This is a genomic window from Klebsiella sp. GG_Kp146, assembly GCF_040061975.1.
In the GTDB taxonomy this organism is placed as follows: domain Bacteria; phylum Pseudomonadota; class Gammaproteobacteria; order Enterobacterales; family Enterobacteriaceae; genus Klebsiella; species Klebsiella quasipneumoniae.
On sequence record NZ_JBEAHA010000046.1, the window covers coordinates 61,760 to 77,930 of the forward strand.

Annotated in this window: 14 protein-coding genes; 9 read left to right on the forward strand and 5 right to left on the reverse strand. The window is 62.9% G+C overall.

Features of this window, described 5'->3' with window-relative positions; all coding sequences use genetic code 11:
* Positions 1-151: 151 nt before the first annotated feature.
* Together ABLU95_RS26085 and ABLU95_RS26090 are read left to right on the forward strand one after the other, a co-directional pair.
* Complete coding sequence (locus tag ABLU95_RS26085; protein WP_348880522.1) at positions 152-1,651, forward strand: aldehyde dehydrogenase family protein; 1,500 nt, start codon at positions 152-154, stop codon at positions 1,649-1,651.
* Positions 1,652-1,775: 124 nt separating this feature from the next.
* Entirely contained in the window at positions 1,776-2,666 is an 891-nt protein-coding gene (locus tag ABLU95_RS26090) for an oxidoreductase (protein WP_048334934.1), read from the forward strand.
* Between the two features lie 17 nt (positions 2,667-2,683).
* Here the strand turns inward: ABLU95_RS26090 and ABLU95_RS26095 are convergent, their stop codons facing one another.
* The 4 genes from ABLU95_RS26095 to ABLU95_RS26110 are packed head-to-tail and all read right to left on the reverse strand — an operon-like array spanning position 2,684 to position 6,694.
* Positions 2,684-3,415, reverse strand: coding sequence for a class II aldolase and adducin N-terminal domain-containing protein (locus ABLU95_RS26095; protein WP_032452631.1), 732 nt, complete (start codon positions 3,413-3,415; stop codon positions 2,684-2,686).
* Between the two features lie 5 nt (positions 3,416-3,420).
* Positions 3,421-4,251, reverse strand: a complete 831-nt coding sequence (locus ABLU95_RS26100) for an ABC transporter substrate-binding protein (RefSeq protein ID WP_023289439.1) — start codon at positions 4,249-4,251, stop codon at positions 3,421-3,423.
* A 23-nt stretch (positions 4,252-4,274) separates the two neighbouring features.
* On the reverse strand, positions 4,275-5,147 hold the full coding sequence (locus ABLU95_RS26105; RefSeq protein WP_086075385.1) for a phytanoyl-CoA dioxygenase family protein: 873 nt from the start codon (positions 5,145-5,147) through the stop codon (positions 4,275-4,277).
* Positions 5,148-5,173: 26 nt separating this feature from the next.
* Positions 5,174-6,694, reverse strand: a complete 1,521-nt coding sequence (locus tag ABLU95_RS26110; RefSeq protein ID WP_023318097.1) for an amino acid ABC transporter permease/ATP-binding protein — start codon at positions 6,692-6,694, stop codon at positions 5,174-5,176.
* 488 nt (positions 6,695-7,182) lie between these two features.
* Here ABLU95_RS26110 and ABLU95_RS26115 point away from each other — a divergent pair, with 488 nt between their 5' ends.
* The 7 genes from ABLU95_RS26115 (at position 7,183) to ABLU95_RS26145 (ending at position 13,666) form a co-directional block, all read left to right on the forward strand.
* On the forward strand, positions 7,183-8,097 hold the full coding sequence (locus ABLU95_RS26115; RefSeq protein ID WP_004204026.1) for a LysR substrate-binding domain-containing protein: 915 nt from the start codon (positions 7,183-7,185) through the stop codon (positions 8,095-8,097).
* Between the two features lie 169 nt (positions 8,098-8,266).
* Positions 8,267-9,523, forward strand: a complete 1,257-nt coding sequence (locus ABLU95_RS26120; RefSeq protein ID WP_087827657.1) for an NAD(P)/FAD-dependent oxidoreductase — start codon at positions 8,267-8,269, stop codon at positions 9,521-9,523.
* Positions 9,524-9,549: 26 nt separating this feature from the next.
* Positions 9,550-9,984, forward strand: coding sequence for a RidA family protein (locus ABLU95_RS26125; RefSeq protein WP_152651252.1), 435 nt, complete (start codon positions 9,550-9,552; stop codon positions 9,982-9,984).
* Complete coding sequence (locus ABLU95_RS26130; RefSeq protein WP_044522615.1) at positions 9,981-10,655, forward strand: DUF1028 domain-containing protein; 675 nt, start codon at positions 9,981-9,983, stop codon at positions 10,653-10,655. The genes ABLU95_RS26125 and ABLU95_RS26130 overlap by 4 nt, the downstream gene beginning before the upstream one ends.
* Positions 10,648-11,817 carry an acetylornithine deacetylase gene (gene argE / locus ABLU95_RS26135; RefSeq protein ID WP_348880525.1) on the forward strand — a complete coding sequence of 390 codons (1,170 nt, stop codon included), beginning with the start codon at positions 10,648-10,650 and terminating at the stop codon, positions 11,815-11,817. Before ABLU95_RS26130 ends, argE begins: the two co-directional genes overlap by 8 nt.
* Before the next feature lie 24 nt (positions 11,818-11,841).
* The gene (locus ABLU95_RS26140) at positions 11,842-12,660 is read left to right on the forward strand and encodes a phytanoyl-CoA dioxygenase family protein (RefSeq protein ID WP_044522619.1); all 819 of its coding nucleotides are present in this window, start codon (positions 11,842-11,844) and stop codon (positions 12,658-12,660) included.
* A 22-nt stretch (positions 12,661-12,682) separates the two neighbouring features.
* Positions 12,683-13,666, forward strand: a complete 984-nt coding sequence (locus ABLU95_RS26145) for a zinc-dependent alcohol dehydrogenase family protein (RefSeq protein WP_072413118.1) — start codon at positions 12,683-12,685, stop codon at positions 13,664-13,666.
* Positions 13,667-13,668: 2 nt separating this feature from the next.
* Here ABLU95_RS26145 and tynA read toward each other — a convergent pair whose 3' ends face one another.
* Positions 13,669-15,936 (reverse strand): primary-amine oxidase, encoded by a 2,268-nt coding sequence (gene tynA / locus ABLU95_RS26150; protein WP_087849849.1) that lies wholly within the window; start codon positions 15,934-15,936, stop codon positions 13,669-13,671.
* Between the last annotated feature and the right edge of the window lie 235 nt (positions 15,937-16,171).

Here is a 16,171-nt window from a genome sequence, read left to right on the forward strand (position 1 = left end):
GAACTATTACCTGCGGCACATTTCTGTCAGGGCAGGCGACGGAATTGCGGCGACTGTCACAGCGGCGCAAACGAATGTCACAGAGAAAAAAGCGCCAGCCGCCAACCGGACATAGACTGAAAGCACTATCCGCGAAGAATAAGGAAAGGGTATGTCCACCTCTCAGATAGCGCTGCTTGCCAGCGTCCAGCAGTTTTTAGACCGTCAGCATGGCCTGTATATCGACGGCGCTCCCTGCGCCGCGCAGAGCGAAAACCGGTTAACCGTCTGGGATCCGGCCACCGGGCAGGCGATCGCCACCACCGCCGACGCCAGCCCGGCGGATGTCGACCGGGCGGTGATGTCCGCCTGGCGCGCCTTCGTCGATCGCCGCTGGGCCGGTCGCACCCCGGCCGACCGTGAGCGCATCCTGCTGCGCTTTGCCGATCTGGTGGAGGCGCGCGGCGAGGAGCTGGCGCAGCTGGAGACCCTTGAGCAGGGTAAATCCATCGCCATCTCCCGCGCCTTCGAGGTCGGCTGCACCCTGAACTGGATGCGCTACACCGCGGGGCTGACCACCAAAATCAGCGGCCGGACGCTGGACGTCTCGATCCCGTTCCCGCAAGGGGCCCGTTACCAGGCGTGGACCAAAAAAGAGCCGGTGGGGGTCGTGGCGGGCATCGTTCCGTGGAATTTCCCGCTGATGATCGGTATGTGGAAGGTGATGCCGGCGCTGGCGGCGGGCTGCTCGATCGTCATCAAACCCTCGGAAACCACCCCGCTGACCCTGCTGCGGGTGGCGGAGCTGGCGACCCAGGCGGGCATTCCTGACGGGGTGTTCAACGTGGTCACCGGCAGCGGCGCCGGCTGCGGCGCGGCGCTGACCTCGCATCCGCAGGTGGCGAAGGTGAGCTTTACCGGCTCGACGGCCACCGGGAAACAGATTGCGCGGGTGGCCGCCGACCGACTGACCCGCGTGACGCTGGAGCTGGGGGGCAAGAACCCGGCGATTGTGCTCAAAGACGCCGATCCCCAGTGGGTCATTGAGGGGCTGATGACCGGCAGCTTCCTCAACCAGGGACAGGTCTGCGCCGCCAGTTCGCGGATCTACATTGAAGCGCCGCTGTTTGACACCCTGGTCAGCGGTTTCGAGCAGGCGGTGAAATCGCTGCAGGTGGGACCGGGGATGCAGGAGACGGCGCAGATCAACCCGGTGGTCTCCCGGGCCCACTCCGACAAGGTGGCGGCCTACCTCGAAGAGGCCCGCCAGCAGAAGGCGGAGCTAATCAGCGGCAGCGCCGGGCCGGATGCCGGGGGGTACTATATTCCGCCGACGCTGGTGGTCAACCCGGACGCCGGGCTGCGCCTTACCCGCGAGGAGGTGTTTGGCCCGGTGGTGAACCTGGTGCGGGTGGCTGACGGCGAGGAGGCGCTGCGCCTGGCCAACGACAGCGATTTCGGCCTGACCGCCAGCGTCTGGACCCGCGACCTGACTCAGGCTCTCAACTATACCGACCGCCTGCAGGCCGGGACGGTATGGGTCAACAGCCATACCCTGATTGACGCCAACCTGCCGTTCGGCGGCATGAAGCAGTCCGGTACCGGTCGCGATTTCGGCCCGGACTGGCTCGACGGCTGGTGCGAAACCAAATCGGTCTGCGTGCGTTACTAGCCCTCCGTCGGGGAAGGCGCATCGCTTTTCCCGACATCCCGCTTGCCGACCTCCGCGCTTTCTCGCTACTGTGGAGGGCAATCTTTGCCCGCGCAGGGCGGTGAATGATGAGGAGGTCTTCGGCATGACAGCATTTCCTGAGGTTGCACTAATTGGTCCCGGCGCCATCGGCACGACTATCGCCGCCGCCCTGTTTGCGGTGGGAAGGGCGCCGGTGGTTTGCGGGCGCACTGCCCATACGTCGCTGGTGCTGCGCACTGATGAGGGTGAGATCGTGGTGCCCGGCCCGGTGCTCACCGACCCGACGGCGATAGCCGCCCCCTTCGACCTGGTGTTTGTCGCGGTGAAGGCCACCCAGACGGAGGCCATCGCCCCCTGGCTGACGGCCCTGTGTTCGCCGGACACCGTGGTATGCGTGCTGCAAAACGGCGTCGAGCAGCGCCAGCAGTTTGCCCCTTTGACCGGCGGCGCGACGGTGCTGCCGTCGGTGGTCTGGTTTCCGGCGCAGCGCGACGCCGATGCTTCCGTCTGGCTGCGCGCCGCGCCGCGACTGACGCTGCCGGACCTGCCGGGGGCGGAGCGGGTGCAGCAGGCGCTGGCGGGAACCCGCTGCGCGGTGGAGCTGGCGGCCGATTTTACCACCGTGGCCTGGCGTAAACTGCTGCAGAACGCCGTCGCCGGACTGATGGTGCTGACCGGACGACGCGCCGGGATGTTCGCCCGGGAGGAGATCACCGCTCTCGGACTGGCCTATTTGCGCGAATGCCTGCAGGTGGCGCGGGCGGAAGGAGCCGTCCTGAGCGACAGCGTGCCGGAGGAGATTATCGCCGGTTTTCATCGGGCGCCTGCCGACCTGAGCACCTCTATTCTGATCGATCGCCTGCATGGCCGACCGCTGGAGTGGGATATTCGTAACGGGGTGGTGCAGCGTCGCGGGCGTCAGCACGGCATACCGACGCCGCTCAGCGATATCATCGTGCCGCTGCTGGCGGCGGCCAGCGATGGCCCGGGCTGACCCGGGCTGGCGCGGGGTTAGTCCACCAGGGAGGGATCGAGGTCGATCATCAACTGCTTCATCTCGGCAAAGTGCTGCCGGGAGAAATCGGCAATCTTCTCCCAGTCCTGGGCGGTTTTTTCCGCCACCGCGTCTGACAGCACCTTCAGCGGCTGGCCGGTTGACCAGGCGGTGATCAGGATCTGACAGGCGCGCTCGAGGGTCCAGATATCGTCGAACGCTTCGCCGATGGTCGGGGCGGTCACCAGCACCCCGTGGTTGCCCATCAGCAGACGGCGTTTATCCGCCAGCAGCCCCGCCAGCCGGGCCCCTTCTGCCGCGGTGTCCGCCATCCCGCCGTACAGCGTATCGACGGCGACCCGGTTAAAATAGCGGGCCGTGTTCTGGTCGATGGGCAGGATCTGCGGCGTCGCCAGACAGGCGAGGCTGGTGGTGTACACCGGGTGCAGATGCAGCACCACCCGCACGTCCGGCAGCCGCTGATGGATCTGCCCGTGAATAGCCCACGCGGTGGCATCGACGTCAGGGCGCGCGGCGCAGCTTTCATCATCGGCGTTCAGCACCAGCAGATCGCTGGCGCGGATGCGCGAAAAGTGTTTCCACTTCGGGTTCAGTAAAAACGTCTTCCCGTCGGCGGAGAGCGCGGCGCTGAAATGGTTGGCCACCGCCTCATGCATGCCAAGATGGGCAATGATGCGAAAGGTGGCCGCCAGGTCGATGCGGATCTGCTCTTCATCGGTATCGCGCATGGGCATTACTCCGCTTTTGGCATCAGGGTCTGCAGATCCTCTGCCGTCGGCGCCTGGAAGTGATATTTCTTCAGCAGGGCGGCGTATTCCGGCGTGGTGCTGTATTTTTTCAGCGCCTCTTCAAGGGCGGTTTTCACCTCAGTGTTGCCTTTTTTAACGCCAAAGCCGTTCAGCACCGGATAGATCAGGGTGTCAGAGGCGATCACCACCCGGTCGCCCAGCTTTTCCACCACCCCGCGCGCCACGGCGGCGTCGGTGATCTGCGCATCCACTGCGCGCGACAGCAGCGCCTGGGTGGTCTGCGGGTCGGTGGTATAGACGCTCAGCGCAATCGGCTTCAGCCCCTTCTTCACGCAGTAGTCGGCGGAAAGCTTCTGCAACTGCGCCAGCCACGAGGTGGCGCCCATCGAGCCGATTTTATGCCCGCAGAAGTCTTCCGGGGTCTTTGGCTGATAGTCGCTCCCTTTACGGGCGAGGATCGCTTCCCCGCTTTTCAGGTACGGCACCATGTCGATCACCTTCAGGCGCTCGGCGGTAATGTACATCGACGAGTTGGTGATATCGAAGCGCCCGCCCTGCAGCCCGGGGATCAGGTTGGGGAAGCGGGTATCGATATTCACCGCCTCGCGGCCCATGCTCTTCGCCAGGCCGTCGAGCAGTTCAATATCAAACCCCGCCGGCTTGTTGTTCTCCATATACTCGTAAGGGAAAAAGGTCATGTCCGAACCGGCGGTGATCTTGCCGCTTTGCTGGAAGGCCAGCGCGTTCAGGGATGTCAGAGCCCCCGCTGCGCAGAGCAGCAGAGCCAGCGGGCGTGGTGCGAAAAAGCGTGTCATAAAACCTCCGTAGTGTGGGCGAATTACATGCTGGCGCGATCGGCACCGGCCTGCTGAACAAAAAACGAAGCGCCGCGCGGCTTCTGCGGCAGACGAAGCTGGTTATCGGTGCTGCGCACCAGACCGCTCTCTTCCCCGGCCACCAGCTGGCCGGCATGGCGGCTCGGCAGCGGGTTTTCGCCGTAGGGCAGCGCATCCTCGGCGGCGTAGACGCTGATGAACAGGGTGCGCGGCAGGGCGGTTTCGTTGGGGCTGGAGGCGTGCAGCAGGCGGGTATGCATAAAGCAGACTGAGCCCGCCGGGCCAAAACAGGCCTGCGGCTGCTGGCAGTGAGCCGTCACCACCTCGTCATCCACCGCTCCGGTGAAGCGACCCTCCTGCCAGTGGGACCACAGCGGCCCCTGATGGCTGCCCGGCACCACGTTGAGCGGGCCATTCTCCGGCGTCACCTCGCTGACCATCAGCAGGGCGGTGATGATGTCGTCATTGCTGTGCGGGGTGAAGAGGAAATCCTGATGCCATTTCACCTCGGTGGCGGTGTGCGGCAGCTTGGAGTTAATTTTGCTGTGGTGAAAGCGGGTGCCGCTGCCGCCGATCAGCTGCGCGGCGATGGTCGCCATCCGCGAGTTGAGCGCAGTATGGCGATACGCCTCGGAGATCTCCGTCGGGGAGGCGACCCGGCGCAGCGACGGATGGTCGGGAGCATGGTCGCGCTCGATATCGAAGCGCGGCCGCCCGTCGAGGGTTTCCCCCCACGCCGACGCGTGGCGGCGGCTCTCCTCGACCCAGCCGTCAAAATCGCTCTGCAGAGTGGCGATGTCGGCGGCGGAAAGCACCCCTTCGACCACCAGATAACCCTGCTGATGAAACTGCTCAATTTGCCACTGCGCAATCATAGTTTTTCCTCTTCACGTCCCGATAGTTAAGCCAGAGAAACATCTTTCAGAAAGGCCTCGACCCGCGGGTGTTGCCCGCTGCGCATCGCCTGCGGCGTGTCATCGCACACCACCCGGCCTTTCTCCATAAACACGATCCGGTCAGACACTTTGAAGGCGAAGTTCATCTCGTGGGTGACGATGACCATGGTGATGCCTTCATGGGCCAGGGATTCGATAACCTGCAGCACCTCATTCACTTTTTCCGGATCCAGCGCCGAGGTGGGCTCATCGAACAGCATGATCTGCGGACGCATCATCAGGGCGCGGGCGATAGCCACCCGCTGCTGCTGACCGCCGGAGAGCTGGTGCGGATACTTCCAGGCGTGTTCCAGCATGCCCACCTTGTGCAGCAGCTCGCAGGCGTGCTGGCGCAGCTCCGCGTCGCTTGCGAGATGGTGATAGCGCGGGGCCAGCAGCAGATTGCCGAACACGGTCAGATGCGGGAACAGGTTGAAGCTCTGGAACACCATGCCGATATTCAGACGGTGTTCGGCATTCTCCATAAAGCGCGGCTTCTGCTGCCCCTGGCGGTCGAGATGAATAAAGGGCTGGCCGTTAATCTGAATTTCGCCGTTGTCGATCTGCTCAAGACCGTTCAGCAGGCGAATGAGGGTGGTTTTTCCCGAGCCTGACGGGCCGATGACCGACACCACTTCGCCGGGCTGGATCTGCAGGCTCACCGCTCCCAGCACTTCGACGTTGTTGTAGGCCTTATGCAGCTTAGAGGCCTGCAGCGCCGGCTCCTGGCCCTGGGAGACGCTGCGCGCCATCGCCGGGCGGCGGGCGGTCGCCAACTGCTGCATCTCGGCATCCACCGGCCGGGCGGTGTCGCGTCGGGTGACATCGAGGTAGTTCTCCAGCCGTTTCAGCAGAAAATCGAACACCGTGACGATAAAGATGTAATAAAACGCCACGGCGGTCATGGTCTCCATGACCAGAAAGTTCTGCGAGTAGAGCTGCTGGCCAACCATCAATATTTCGGTCAGGGAGATCACCGACACCAGCGAACTGAGCTTCACGATGGCGATATACTCATTGGCCAGCGCCGGCAGGGCGACGCGCAGCGCCTGGGGAATGATCACCCGCCACTGGATCCCGGCGTAGCGTAAACCCAGGGCTCGCGCGGCTTCACTCTGCCCGCGGGGGATGGAGAGCAGCCCGCCGCGATGGATCTCGGCGATATAGGCCGCTTCGCTGAGAACCATCGCCAGCAGGCCGGCCCAGAAGGGGTCGTTCAGCACCGGCGCGAAGGAGGGCAGCGCCTGCGGCATGTTGTAGACAAAAATCAGCAGGACCAGCAGCGGCATACTGCGAAATAACCAGATATACAGCCGGGCAGGGGTGGATAACCAGCCGCGCGGCGACTGTTTAGCCAGCGCCAGAATAAATCCGAGCACAATACTGCAGCCCCAGGTCAGCAGACTTAATTTAATGACGGTCCAGGTGGCCCACCAAAAATCGGCATCGCTGAGCAGGCTTAACATGTAGTTCCAGTTAAACGTCATGGGCTATTTCACTCGTCATAATTAACCTAAATGAAAGCGGCTCGGCTGTGCATTAATGGGGAGCCGCCGGTGTTCATCGTGCGAATACACTATGCTGGCAGGATGCTTTCAGAGGCAATTAGTAAATTTTTGGTCTTTAAGTTTAAAAAAACTATACAGCGTTATTAACGATATGGAATTTAAAGTGATTATCAGGATACTTTGCGTAAACAATTTAAAAACAATAGCTGCAATTGAATAACGATATTTTATGCAGGCAGGTTATTTTGCGCGAAACTGGGGCGACCGCTGCCTGCTCAATGTGCAGCGTGTTGCATGATGGTGCAAAAGCGGAAATAAACCGTGCCGGCGAGGGAGGAGAATAAATAATATCGCCCCCTGGCGGGCAATGCGCCGCCATTTTTCGCGGGTGGCACGCGGATTGCTTGGGACTTAGGGGAAAACTATTTCCTGCGTGCGCCGGACCATATTTTATCAATGGTGATGCTATGAACCGATTTACCCTGAAGCAGCTCAAATATTTCGTCACCGTGGTGGAGACGGAGAGTATCGCCGAGGCCTCCCGCCAGCTGCACATTGCGCAGCCGTCGATTTCCATTGCCATTAAGAATCTGGAGAGCACCTTCGACCAGCAGCTGTTTATTCGCCACCACGCGCAGGGCGTCTCGCTCACCTCCAGCGGTCGGAGGATCTACGATAAAGCGAAGGAGCTGCTGCGCCTGTCGTGGGAATTTGAGCAGAATTCGCGGGCGGATAAAGAGCTGGTTTCTGGCATGATCTCCATCGGTTGCTTTGAGTCGGTAGCTCCGCTGTATATGCCGAAGCTGGTGGCTGGATTTAAGAAATGCTATCCGGAAATAACGCTGCATCTGTATGACGGCGAACAGCATGAGCTGATGCATGGCCTGCACCGCGGCCGCTTCGACCTGGCGCTGGTCTACGATCTGGAGCTCGGCCACTCGATCAATAAAGAGCGGCTTAATGCTCCGCATAAACCCTACGCGCTGCTGCCCGCCGCGCATCCGCTGGCGCAAAAGGCGCAGGTGACGCTGCAGGAGCTGAGTCGCGAGCCGATGATCCTCCTCGACGCGGTCCCGAGTAAAAATTATTTCATCTCCATCTTTAAGGAAAAGGGCTATCACCCGGAAGTGGCTTACAGCTCCCCCTCTATCGAAATGGTGCGCTGTATGGTCGGCCAGGGGCTCGGTTTTTCGGTGCTGGTCACCCGGCCCTGCTGCGATATGACCTACGATGGCGAAAGGGTGGTGCAGCGGGATATTGCCGACGACATGCCCGCCTCAACCTTAATTATGGCGCACCTCGCTAATAATGAGCCGACGCGGCCGACGCAACTGTTTATGGATTATTGTCGCAGTATCGAATTAACCCCCTCTCACGGCTGAAATAATGCCTGTCGATCCGGCAGGCGTTATTTTTCTGTCGTCACTCAGCCTCGTAAAATTCTATTCAGTCGATCGTTTTATAATATTTTACCAATTCGTCACAGTTAAATAACCTGAAAGCCGTCAATTCCGGCGACCTCGTCGGCAACTGTGCTTGAAGGATAGAGAAATGACTGAACAGATAACCGAGATCGATACCCTGGTGGTCGGCGCGGGGCAGGCGGGCGTCGCCATGAGCGAGCATCTGACCCGGCTGGATATCCCCCATCTGGTGCTGGAGAAACAGGGTATTGCCCAGGCCTGGCGCAGCGGGCGCTGGGATTCGCTGGTGGCCAACGGCCCGGCCTGGCACGATCGGTTTCCGGGGATGGTGTTCCCTGACTGCCCGCCGGACAGCTTTGTCGGCAAAGAGCAGGTTGCGGACTATTTTGCCGCCTATGCCCGCAGCTTCAATGCGCCGATCCGCACCGGGGTGGAAGTGTACAGCGCCGAACGCCTCGCCGGGCGGCCGGGCTTTCGTGTCGACACCTCCGAGGGGGTAATTGAGGCGCAGCGGATCGTGGCGGCTACCGGACCCTTTCAGCGCCCGACGATCCCGGCCATCGCCCCGCAGAGTGAGGCTATTCAGCAGCTCCATTCGGCGCACTATTTTAATCCGCAGCAGCTGCCGGAGGGCGGCGTGCTGGTGGTGGGGGCCGGATCCTCCGGCGTGCAGATTGCTGATGAGCTACAGCGTGCCGGACGCGCGGTGTGGCTGTCGGTGGGGGCGCACGACCGGCCGCCGCGTCGCTATCGCCAGCGCGATTTTTGCTGGTGGCTCGGCGTGCTGGGGATGTGGGACGCTGCGGCCAATGCGCCGGGGAAAGAGCATGTCACTATCGCGGTGAGCGGCGCGCGCGGCGGCCATACCGTCGATTTTCGCCAGCTGGCGCATCAGGGGGTCACCCTGGTGGGGCAGACTCGCGGCTTTGACGGCGCCAGGGCACTGTTCCACCCCGACCTGGCCGAGAATATCCGCCGCGGCGATGCCTCCTATCTTGCGCTGCTCGACGCCGCCGACGACTGGGTCGCGCGCAACGGTTTGGAGCTGCCCGAAGAGCCCTCCGCCCGTGATTTTCTGCCCGACCCGGCCTGCGTCAGCGACCCGCTGCTTAGCCTCGACCTGGCCGAGGCCGGGATCGGCGCCATCATCTGGGCGACCGGGTATACCACCGATTATCGCTGGCTGAAGGTCAACGCCTTCGATGACGCGCAGCGGCCGCAGCATCACCGCGGCGTGTCGACGGAGCCGGGGGTCTATTTCCTCGGCCTGCCGTGGCTGTCGCGGCGCGGGTCCACCTTTATCTGGGGCGTCTGGCACGATGCCAAATATATTGCCGACCAGATCGCCATTCAGCGCCAGTATCAGCGCTACCAGCCGTCCTGATAACCGATTCCTGAAGGAGTGCTTTGATGCCAACCCATACCCGTATTCGCATGTTTAACACCAAAGAGACCTACCCAAACCAGGCGCTGAATAACGATCTGTGCCAGGCGGTGCGGGCGGGGAATACCGTCTACGTTCGCGGCCAGGTCGGCACCGATTTCGCCGGCAACCTGATCGGCCTCGGCGACCCGCGGGCCCAGGCGGAGCAGGCGATGAAGAATGTCGAACAGCTGCTGAAAGAGGCCGGCAGCGACCTCTCGCATATCGTCAAGACCACCACTTATCTGATCGACCCCCGCTATCGCGAGCCGGTCTATCAGGAGGTGGGCAAATGGTTGCAAGGGGTCTTCCCCATCTCCACCGGGGTGGTGGTGTCGGCCCTGGCGCAGCCGCAGTGGCTGATGGAGATTGACGTCACGGCGGTGATCCCCGACGACTGGCAGGGGGAGGCGGCAGAATGACCCTCTCCCTTACCGCCCGCTGCCCGGAAACGGGTCAGTTGGGCATCGCCATTAGTTCATCGAGCATGGCCGTCGGGTCGCGCTGTCCGTGGCTGCTGCCCGGCGTGGGGGCGGTTTCCAGTCAGAATATTACCCTGCCGTCGCTGGGGCCGCAGATCCTCAGCGCGATCGAGGCGGGGGCCAGCGTTGAGCAGGCCATGAAGCAGGCTCTGGCGGAGGATCGCTTCCGCGAATATCGCCAGGTCGCGGCGATTGACGCCAACGGCGACACAGCGGTGTTCAGTGGGGAGTTCACCCTCGGGATCGGCGGCGCCCTGGCGGGGGATAACTGCGTGGCGGCGGGCAATATGCTGGCCAGTCAGGGCGTGATCGCCGCGATGGTGGGCGCCTTTGAGGCCGCCACCGGTGAGCTGGCCAGCCGGCTGCTGGCCGGGCTGCGCGCCGGGATCGTCGCCGGGGGCGAGGCCGGCCCGGTCCACTCGGCGGCGGTGAAGGTGGTGGATGATTACCCATGGCCGGTGGTCGACCTGCGCATTGACTGGGCGGAGGCGGATCCGCTGGCGGCCCTTGAGCAGCTGTGGCTGGCGTGGGAGCCGCAAATGGAGGCCTATATTACCCGGGCGCTCGACCCGCGCGAGGCGCCAGCCTATGGCGTGCCTGGCGATGAATAACACGCCGGGAGCGATCCTTGCCGCGCTGCTGGCCTTTGATACCACCAGCCGCCATTCGAACCTGGCGATGATCGACTGGATCGCCGATTTTCTCGCCGCCCGCGGCGTGGCGTCCCGCCGCTTTTATGACCCGTCGGGCGGTAAGGCCAATCTCTACGCCCGGCTGGGGCCGTCCGGCTGCGGCGGGGTGATGCTCTCGGGCCACACCGACGTGGTCCCGGTGGACGGGCAGGACTGGAGCGTGCCGCCGTTTAGCCTGACCGAGCGCGATGGCCGCTACTATGGCCGCGGCAGCGCCGATATGAAGGGCTTTCTCGCCTGCGTGCTGGCGGCAGTGGATGACTTTCTGGCGGCGCCGCTGCGCATGCCATTGCATCTGGCCTTCTCCTATGATGAAGAGGTCGGCTGTCTCGGCGTGCGCAGCCTGGTGGCGTTTCTGCAGGCCTCGCCGGAGAAACCGGCGCTGTGCCTCATCGGCGAGCCGACGGAGATGCAGCCGGTGTTCGGTCATAAAGGCAAACTGGCCATGCGCTGCTGCATCGAGGGCCAGGCCTGCCATTCGGCCTATGCCCCACAGGGGGTGAACGCCATCCGCTACGCGGCCAGGCTGATTAATCGCCTGGATCGGCTGGGCGCGGGTCTGGCCCGGCAGCTGGACAGCCGCTTCTCGCCGCCCTTCAGCACTCTGCAGGTGGGCACCATTCAGGGCGGCGCCGCGCTGAACATCGTCCCGCAGTCCTGCCGCTTTGATTTTGAGATCCGCTACCTGCCGGGGATGCGTCCCGAAGCGGTCACCGAGGCGCTGGCGGCCTACGCCCGCCGCCGGCTGCTGCCGGAGATGCGCCGGGTCGGCGGCGGGAGCGACATCCAGTTTCAGCTGTTGAGCCACTACCCGCCGCTGCTCAGCGATCCGCAGTCCGACTTCGCCCGCTGGCTGGCGCAGTGGTGCGGCAGCGATCGGTTTTCCACCGTGGCGTTCGGCACCGAAGGGGGGCTGTTCGATGAGTTGGGCGTCGCGACCCTGATCTGCGGGCCGGGCAGCATGGCCCAGGGTCATAAGGCCGATGAGTACATCAGCATCGACCAGACCGAACGCTGCATGGCGATGCTGGGCCAGCTTTGCGCGTGGATGCGCGCCGAGCCCGCAGAACCGCTTACCTGATCCACCCACACAGGAACCCAAGCGATGCACAATCAACACTCTCCCCATATCGATCAAGCGACTGTCGACCGCTGGCAGGCGGATGGCGTGGTATTACTGAAGGGCGTTTTTACCCCCTGGGTTGAGCGCCTCGCCGAGGGGGTCACGGCGCTGATGGCCAGCCCCAGCGAATATGGTCATGCGCGCACGGTGATCCCCAAAGATGGCTCGCCGCCTTTCTTTCAGGATTACTGCAACTGGTCGCGGATCCCGGCGTTTAGCGAGTTTGTCTTCCAGTCGGCGGCCGCGGAGATCGCCGCGGCGCTGATGCAGTCGCAGACGGCGAAATTTTTCCATGAGCATACGCTGGTCAAACCCGCCGGAGGCAGCACGGTCACCCCCTGGCATCATGATCAGCCGTACTATTGCGTCTCCGGCCGGCAGAATGTCAGCTTCTGGATCCCGCTGGACCCGGTAGCGGAGGCCACCTCGCTGCGCTGCATTCGCGGGTCGCATCGCTGGGAGGCGGAGTACAGTCCCACCCGCTTCAATGGCACAAAGCTCTACGAGCACACCCGGTTCAGCGCGCTGCCGGATATCGACGCCCATGAGGATGAGTACGATATCGTCAGCTGGGCGCTGGAGCCGGGGGACGCGGTGGCCTTCCATTTTCGCACCGTCCATGGCGCCCGCGGCAACCCCGGGGCGCGGGCGCGACGGGTCTTCTCCGCCCGCTGGGTGGGGGATGACGCCGCGTTTGCCGACCGCGGCGGCGTGACCTCGCCGCCGTTCCCCGAACTGACTCTGCGGGACGGCGACCCGCTGGATTCGCCACTGTTCCCCCAGGTCTGGCCACCGGCGTAAGCGGCTGCGGACGGGATCTGCTATGATCCCGCCTTTCGTTGTCTGGAGCCTGTCGATGTTCAATGACGCCATTGTTTATGACCGCTACGGGCCGCCGGCCGCGGTGCTATCGCTGAAACGCACCCCGCTGGCGCCGCTGGCCGGCGGACGGGTGCGGGTCAGGATGCGCTATGCCCCGGTGAATCCCTCAGATCTGATCCCCATTACCGGCGCCTATCGCCACCGTACCCGACTGCCGGCCGTGCCCGGCTACGAAGGCCTTGGCGAGGTGGTCGCCGCGCCATTCGGCAGCCGGCTGACAGCGGGCCAGCGGGTGCTGCCCCTGCGCGGGGGCGGCACCTGGCAGCGGTTTATCGATCTGGATGAGACCTGGCTGGTGCCGGTTCCCGCGGCGGTGGACGATCTGCTGGCCGCCCGCGGGTATATCAATCCGCTGACCGCGATGCTGATGCTCAGACGCTGGCCGGTTGCCGGGAAACAGATCGTGCTGACCGCCGCCGCCTCCTCTTGCGCCAGCCTGCTGGGGCAGTGGGCGCTGGCCATGGGCGCCCGTTCGGTAAGCGGTATTATTCGCTCGCCGCAGCATCGGGCGCGTCTGGAGCAGGCCGGGATCTATCCCATCCTCGAGGCCGACCGGGCGCTGGTGGAGAAGGTCAGCCAGCACAGCGATCTGGTGTTTGACGCGGTGGGCGGGGAGCTGGGGAACACGCTGTTGTCGGTGCTGCCCGCATCGTCGATCCTGATCTCCTATGGCTTATTATCCGGACGGCCGCTGATCCAGACGCGCGCCAGCGCGGCGGTGCGCAAGTTTCATCTGCGGGAGGCGCTGCCTGGCCTCAGCGTGGCGGCATGGCGGGCGGCGTTCGACGAAATCTGGCAACGGCTGCCGACGACCACGCAACCGCCGGCCCGGCGGGTGGCGTTGAACGACTGGCGGGAGGCGATTGCCGCCGCCGGCCAGCCGGGAAGAGGCGGTAAAATCCTGCTCGATTTCACCGTGGGTTAAGATTACTGTTTCTTCTCGCCGAGGGTCGGCGTTTCGTCAAAAAAGTTCCATGGCTTCAGCAGGGCGTGCGCCCATTCGGTGGGCATGATCGGCCACTCTTCAGCGCGCGCCACGTGGGTGGTGCCGGTGGTGATCCACACCACGTCATCCTGGTGCGCCAGCGACTCATCGTCCTTCGCATACTGGCCTAACCCGGTATCGTGAGCGGAGCGGTTGGGGTATTTGCCTTCCGGATAGCGTTCGCTCGGGTGGTAGCGCGTCACCCACAGCTGTTTATCCATAAAGCTCAGACGATGGTAGATCCACTCGTCCGGGGCGAATTTTGCGCCGGTCGCCGCCGGATGGGTGCCGCCGGCGTAAGGGATGATCTGGTAAGAGACCGGGTTGCCCATGCGGTTCTCTTTGCTGGTGTTGCTCAGCAGGCGAATCGTGCCCGGGTCGAATTTCTGCGCCGCTTTCTGTTCGCTGTCGATCGTGTACTGATTCACCTGCATGGTGCTGGTGCGCGGGCCGCCGGCGGTGTTGGGCTTCACCTCCGGGTCCATCGCCACCAGGGTGTTGTTTTCGCCGTCCACGTCGAGGTCGAGGCGGAAGTTATAGATATGCTGGTGGGTGGTGCCGACAATATTATGGTCGATCAGCGTTCCGTAGCGGGTATCCTCTTTGGCGCTGGGGTCGTGCATGGTCTTCGCCAGCACGCCTTTCACCGCCTCAATCCCGGTGGCGCCGGCGTCGATACCGATGGTGCCGTTGTCGTGGAATACCCAGTCAAAGATATAGTCGTAGTTGCCGACGGTGCTGATCCAGCGCACCACCAGCTCCCGGCGCTCGGTACTGACGTTGGGCTTGCCCATCTCCAGGTGCTTATATTCCGGCCCGGCGTAGCGCTCGAAGATGGCGACAGCGTGCGGGATGGTGGTCGGCGCGCCGGTGTAGTCGGCTATGGTTTCATCCAGCAGCACCGCATTCGACGGAGCGTCTTTGCCGCGTACAATCGGCGAGGTCAGGGTGCCCATGCCGTAATCGCCGGAGTCCAGATAGGCTTTGAAATACCAGCCGACGTCCGGGTCGCCGTAGGGGACAATCATCCCGCCGAGGGAACCTTCATACATCACCTGGCGTTTTTTGCCGTTATCGTTATAGGTCACCGTCGAGAGGATGGGCCCGACGCGCGAGTTAAGCCGCAGGTGGAAATCCCAGTTCCGCCAGTGAATGGTATCCCCGGTAATGGTGTAGTTTTTGCCTTCCGGTTCAGTAATATCCAGCGGTTTCACCGCCGGGGCGTTGCGGTCCCGGCCATCATACGGCCGCGGTTCCATCGGCACCGGGATCACCGGGCCTTCCTCGATTTTGATGATTTTCTTCGCTTCCAGGTCGACCACCGCCACCAGGTTTTCAATCGGGTGCGCCCAGTAGTTGCCGTCGCCGGTATCGAGATAGCTGACCACCTTCAGCAGGCGCGCATCCTGCTGCAGGCCATCTTTGCCATCGAAGTAGCCGACGGTGAGCGGGGTGGTGACCACTTTACCAGGATCGGTAATCCCGTGCTTTTTCAGCACCGCCGCGAATTCACTGCTGGCGTTGATGATGTTCTGCACGCTGGCGAAATCATCGAGCAGCACCATGCCGTGGGCGCCTTTGATCGGCGTCCATGAGAGGATTTTTTTGTGTTGCAGATCGACCACGGCCTCCATCACCTGTTTGCCATCCAGCATCACCACATCGGCAGTGCGCGGCGCATCCACCGGCGTGCCCTGCAGGGCGAAGGCCCATACCGCCGCTTTATCCGGCTCATGCAGGGAAATTTCGCTAAACCGGGTATTAGGCTGGAATTCCGGCGCGGCTTTGACAATGGTCACCGCGTCGCTGATTTCCGCTGCCGAGAGCGAGTTTAATGGGTGAGGGCGCTTTTCCACCTGGAAGGTCTGGTCGAGACCGGACTGGAACACGTCGTTGATAAAGGTATCGGAGACCCAGGCTTTACCGTCCTTCATCACCACCGGCACCGGCAGATCAAGGGTTTTGCCGTTGACGATCGCGGTTTTAGCGCCGGGCTTCACTTTGACGTAAGCGCCGTCTTTTATCAGGGTAAACATTTGCGCATAGTCGTCCCACTGCACGTCAGCGCCAAACGCCTCCAGCGTTTTATCCAGTGGCACCATGTGCGCTTCGCTGCCGTGAGCGAAGACCGGGGATTGCCAGGCGCAAACCACCGCCACGGCCAGCGCCAGCGCGGTTTTACGAGGGGAAAATTTCAAGCCGTTTGCCATGATGACCTCATCTTATAGTTGTGTTGTCTTTTGCCGCTGCGAATGTCGGCTTTGTCACCCTTAAGCTACCAGCCCGCGGCGCCGGGGCGTTTGTTTGCTCTTGCCAGGTTATTTGTCAGGTTTGCCAGACGGACGTAAAAAATGCCTCCGCAGAGGCATGGAGCACGTGCGCCGATTTTTTGCCGGGTGGCGGCTGCGCCTTACCCGGCCTACCTGTCCGGGTCTGACTGCCAGT

What these genes read in the sequence shown, in the direction of transcription:
- ABLU95_RS26085 (WP_348880522.1), top strand. Translation starts at nt 152, where the DNA reads ATGTCCACCTCTCAGATAGCGCTGCTTGCCAGCGTCCAGCAGTTTTTA.
- ABLU95_RS26090 (WP_048334934.1), top strand. Translation starts at nt 1,776, where the DNA reads ATGACAGCATTTCCTGAGGTTGCACTAATTGGTCCCGGCGCCATCGGC.
- ABLU95_RS26095 (WP_032452631.1), bottom strand. Translation starts at nt 3,415, where the DNA reads ATGCGCGATACCGATGAAGAGCAGATCCGCATCGACCTGGCGGCCACC.
- ABLU95_RS26100 (WP_023289439.1), bottom strand. Translation starts at nt 4,251, where the DNA reads ATGACACGCTTTTTCGCACCACGCCCGCTGGCTCTGCTGCTCTGCGCA.
- ABLU95_RS26105 (WP_086075385.1), bottom strand. Translation starts at nt 5,147, where the DNA reads ATGATTGCGCAGTGGCAAATTGAGCAGTTTCATCAGCAGGGTTATCTG.
- ABLU95_RS26110 (WP_023318097.1), bottom strand. Translation starts at nt 6,694, where the DNA reads ATGACGTTTAACTGGAACTACATGTTAAGCCTGCTCAGCGATGCCGAT.
- ABLU95_RS26115 (WP_004204026.1), top strand. Translation starts at nt 7,183, where the DNA reads ATGAACCGATTTACCCTGAAGCAGCTCAAATATTTCGTCACCGTGGTG.
- ABLU95_RS26120 (WP_087827657.1), top strand. Translation starts at nt 8,267, where the DNA reads ATGACTGAACAGATAACCGAGATCGATACCCTGGTGGTCGGCGCGGGG.
- ABLU95_RS26125 (WP_152651252.1), top strand. Translation starts at nt 9,550, where the DNA reads ATGCCAACCCATACCCGTATTCGCATGTTTAACACCAAAGAGACCTAC.
- ABLU95_RS26130 (WP_044522615.1), top strand. Translation starts at nt 9,981, where the DNA reads ATGACCCTCTCCCTTACCGCCCGCTGCCCGGAAACGGGTCAGTTGGGC.
- argE (WP_348880525.1), top strand. Translation starts at nt 10,648, where the DNA reads ATGAATAACACGCCGGGAGCGATCCTTGCCGCGCTGCTGGCCTTTGAT.
- ABLU95_RS26140 (WP_044522619.1), top strand. Translation starts at nt 11,842, where the DNA reads ATGCACAATCAACACTCTCCCCATATCGATCAAGCGACTGTCGACCGC.
- ABLU95_RS26145 (WP_072413118.1), top strand. Translation starts at nt 12,683, where the DNA reads ATGATCCCGCCTTTCGTTGTCTGGAGCCTGTCGATGTTCAATGACGCC.
- tynA (WP_087849849.1), bottom strand. Translation starts at nt 15,936, where the DNA reads ATGGCAAACGGCTTGAAATTTTCCCCTCGTAAAACCGCGCTGGCGCTG.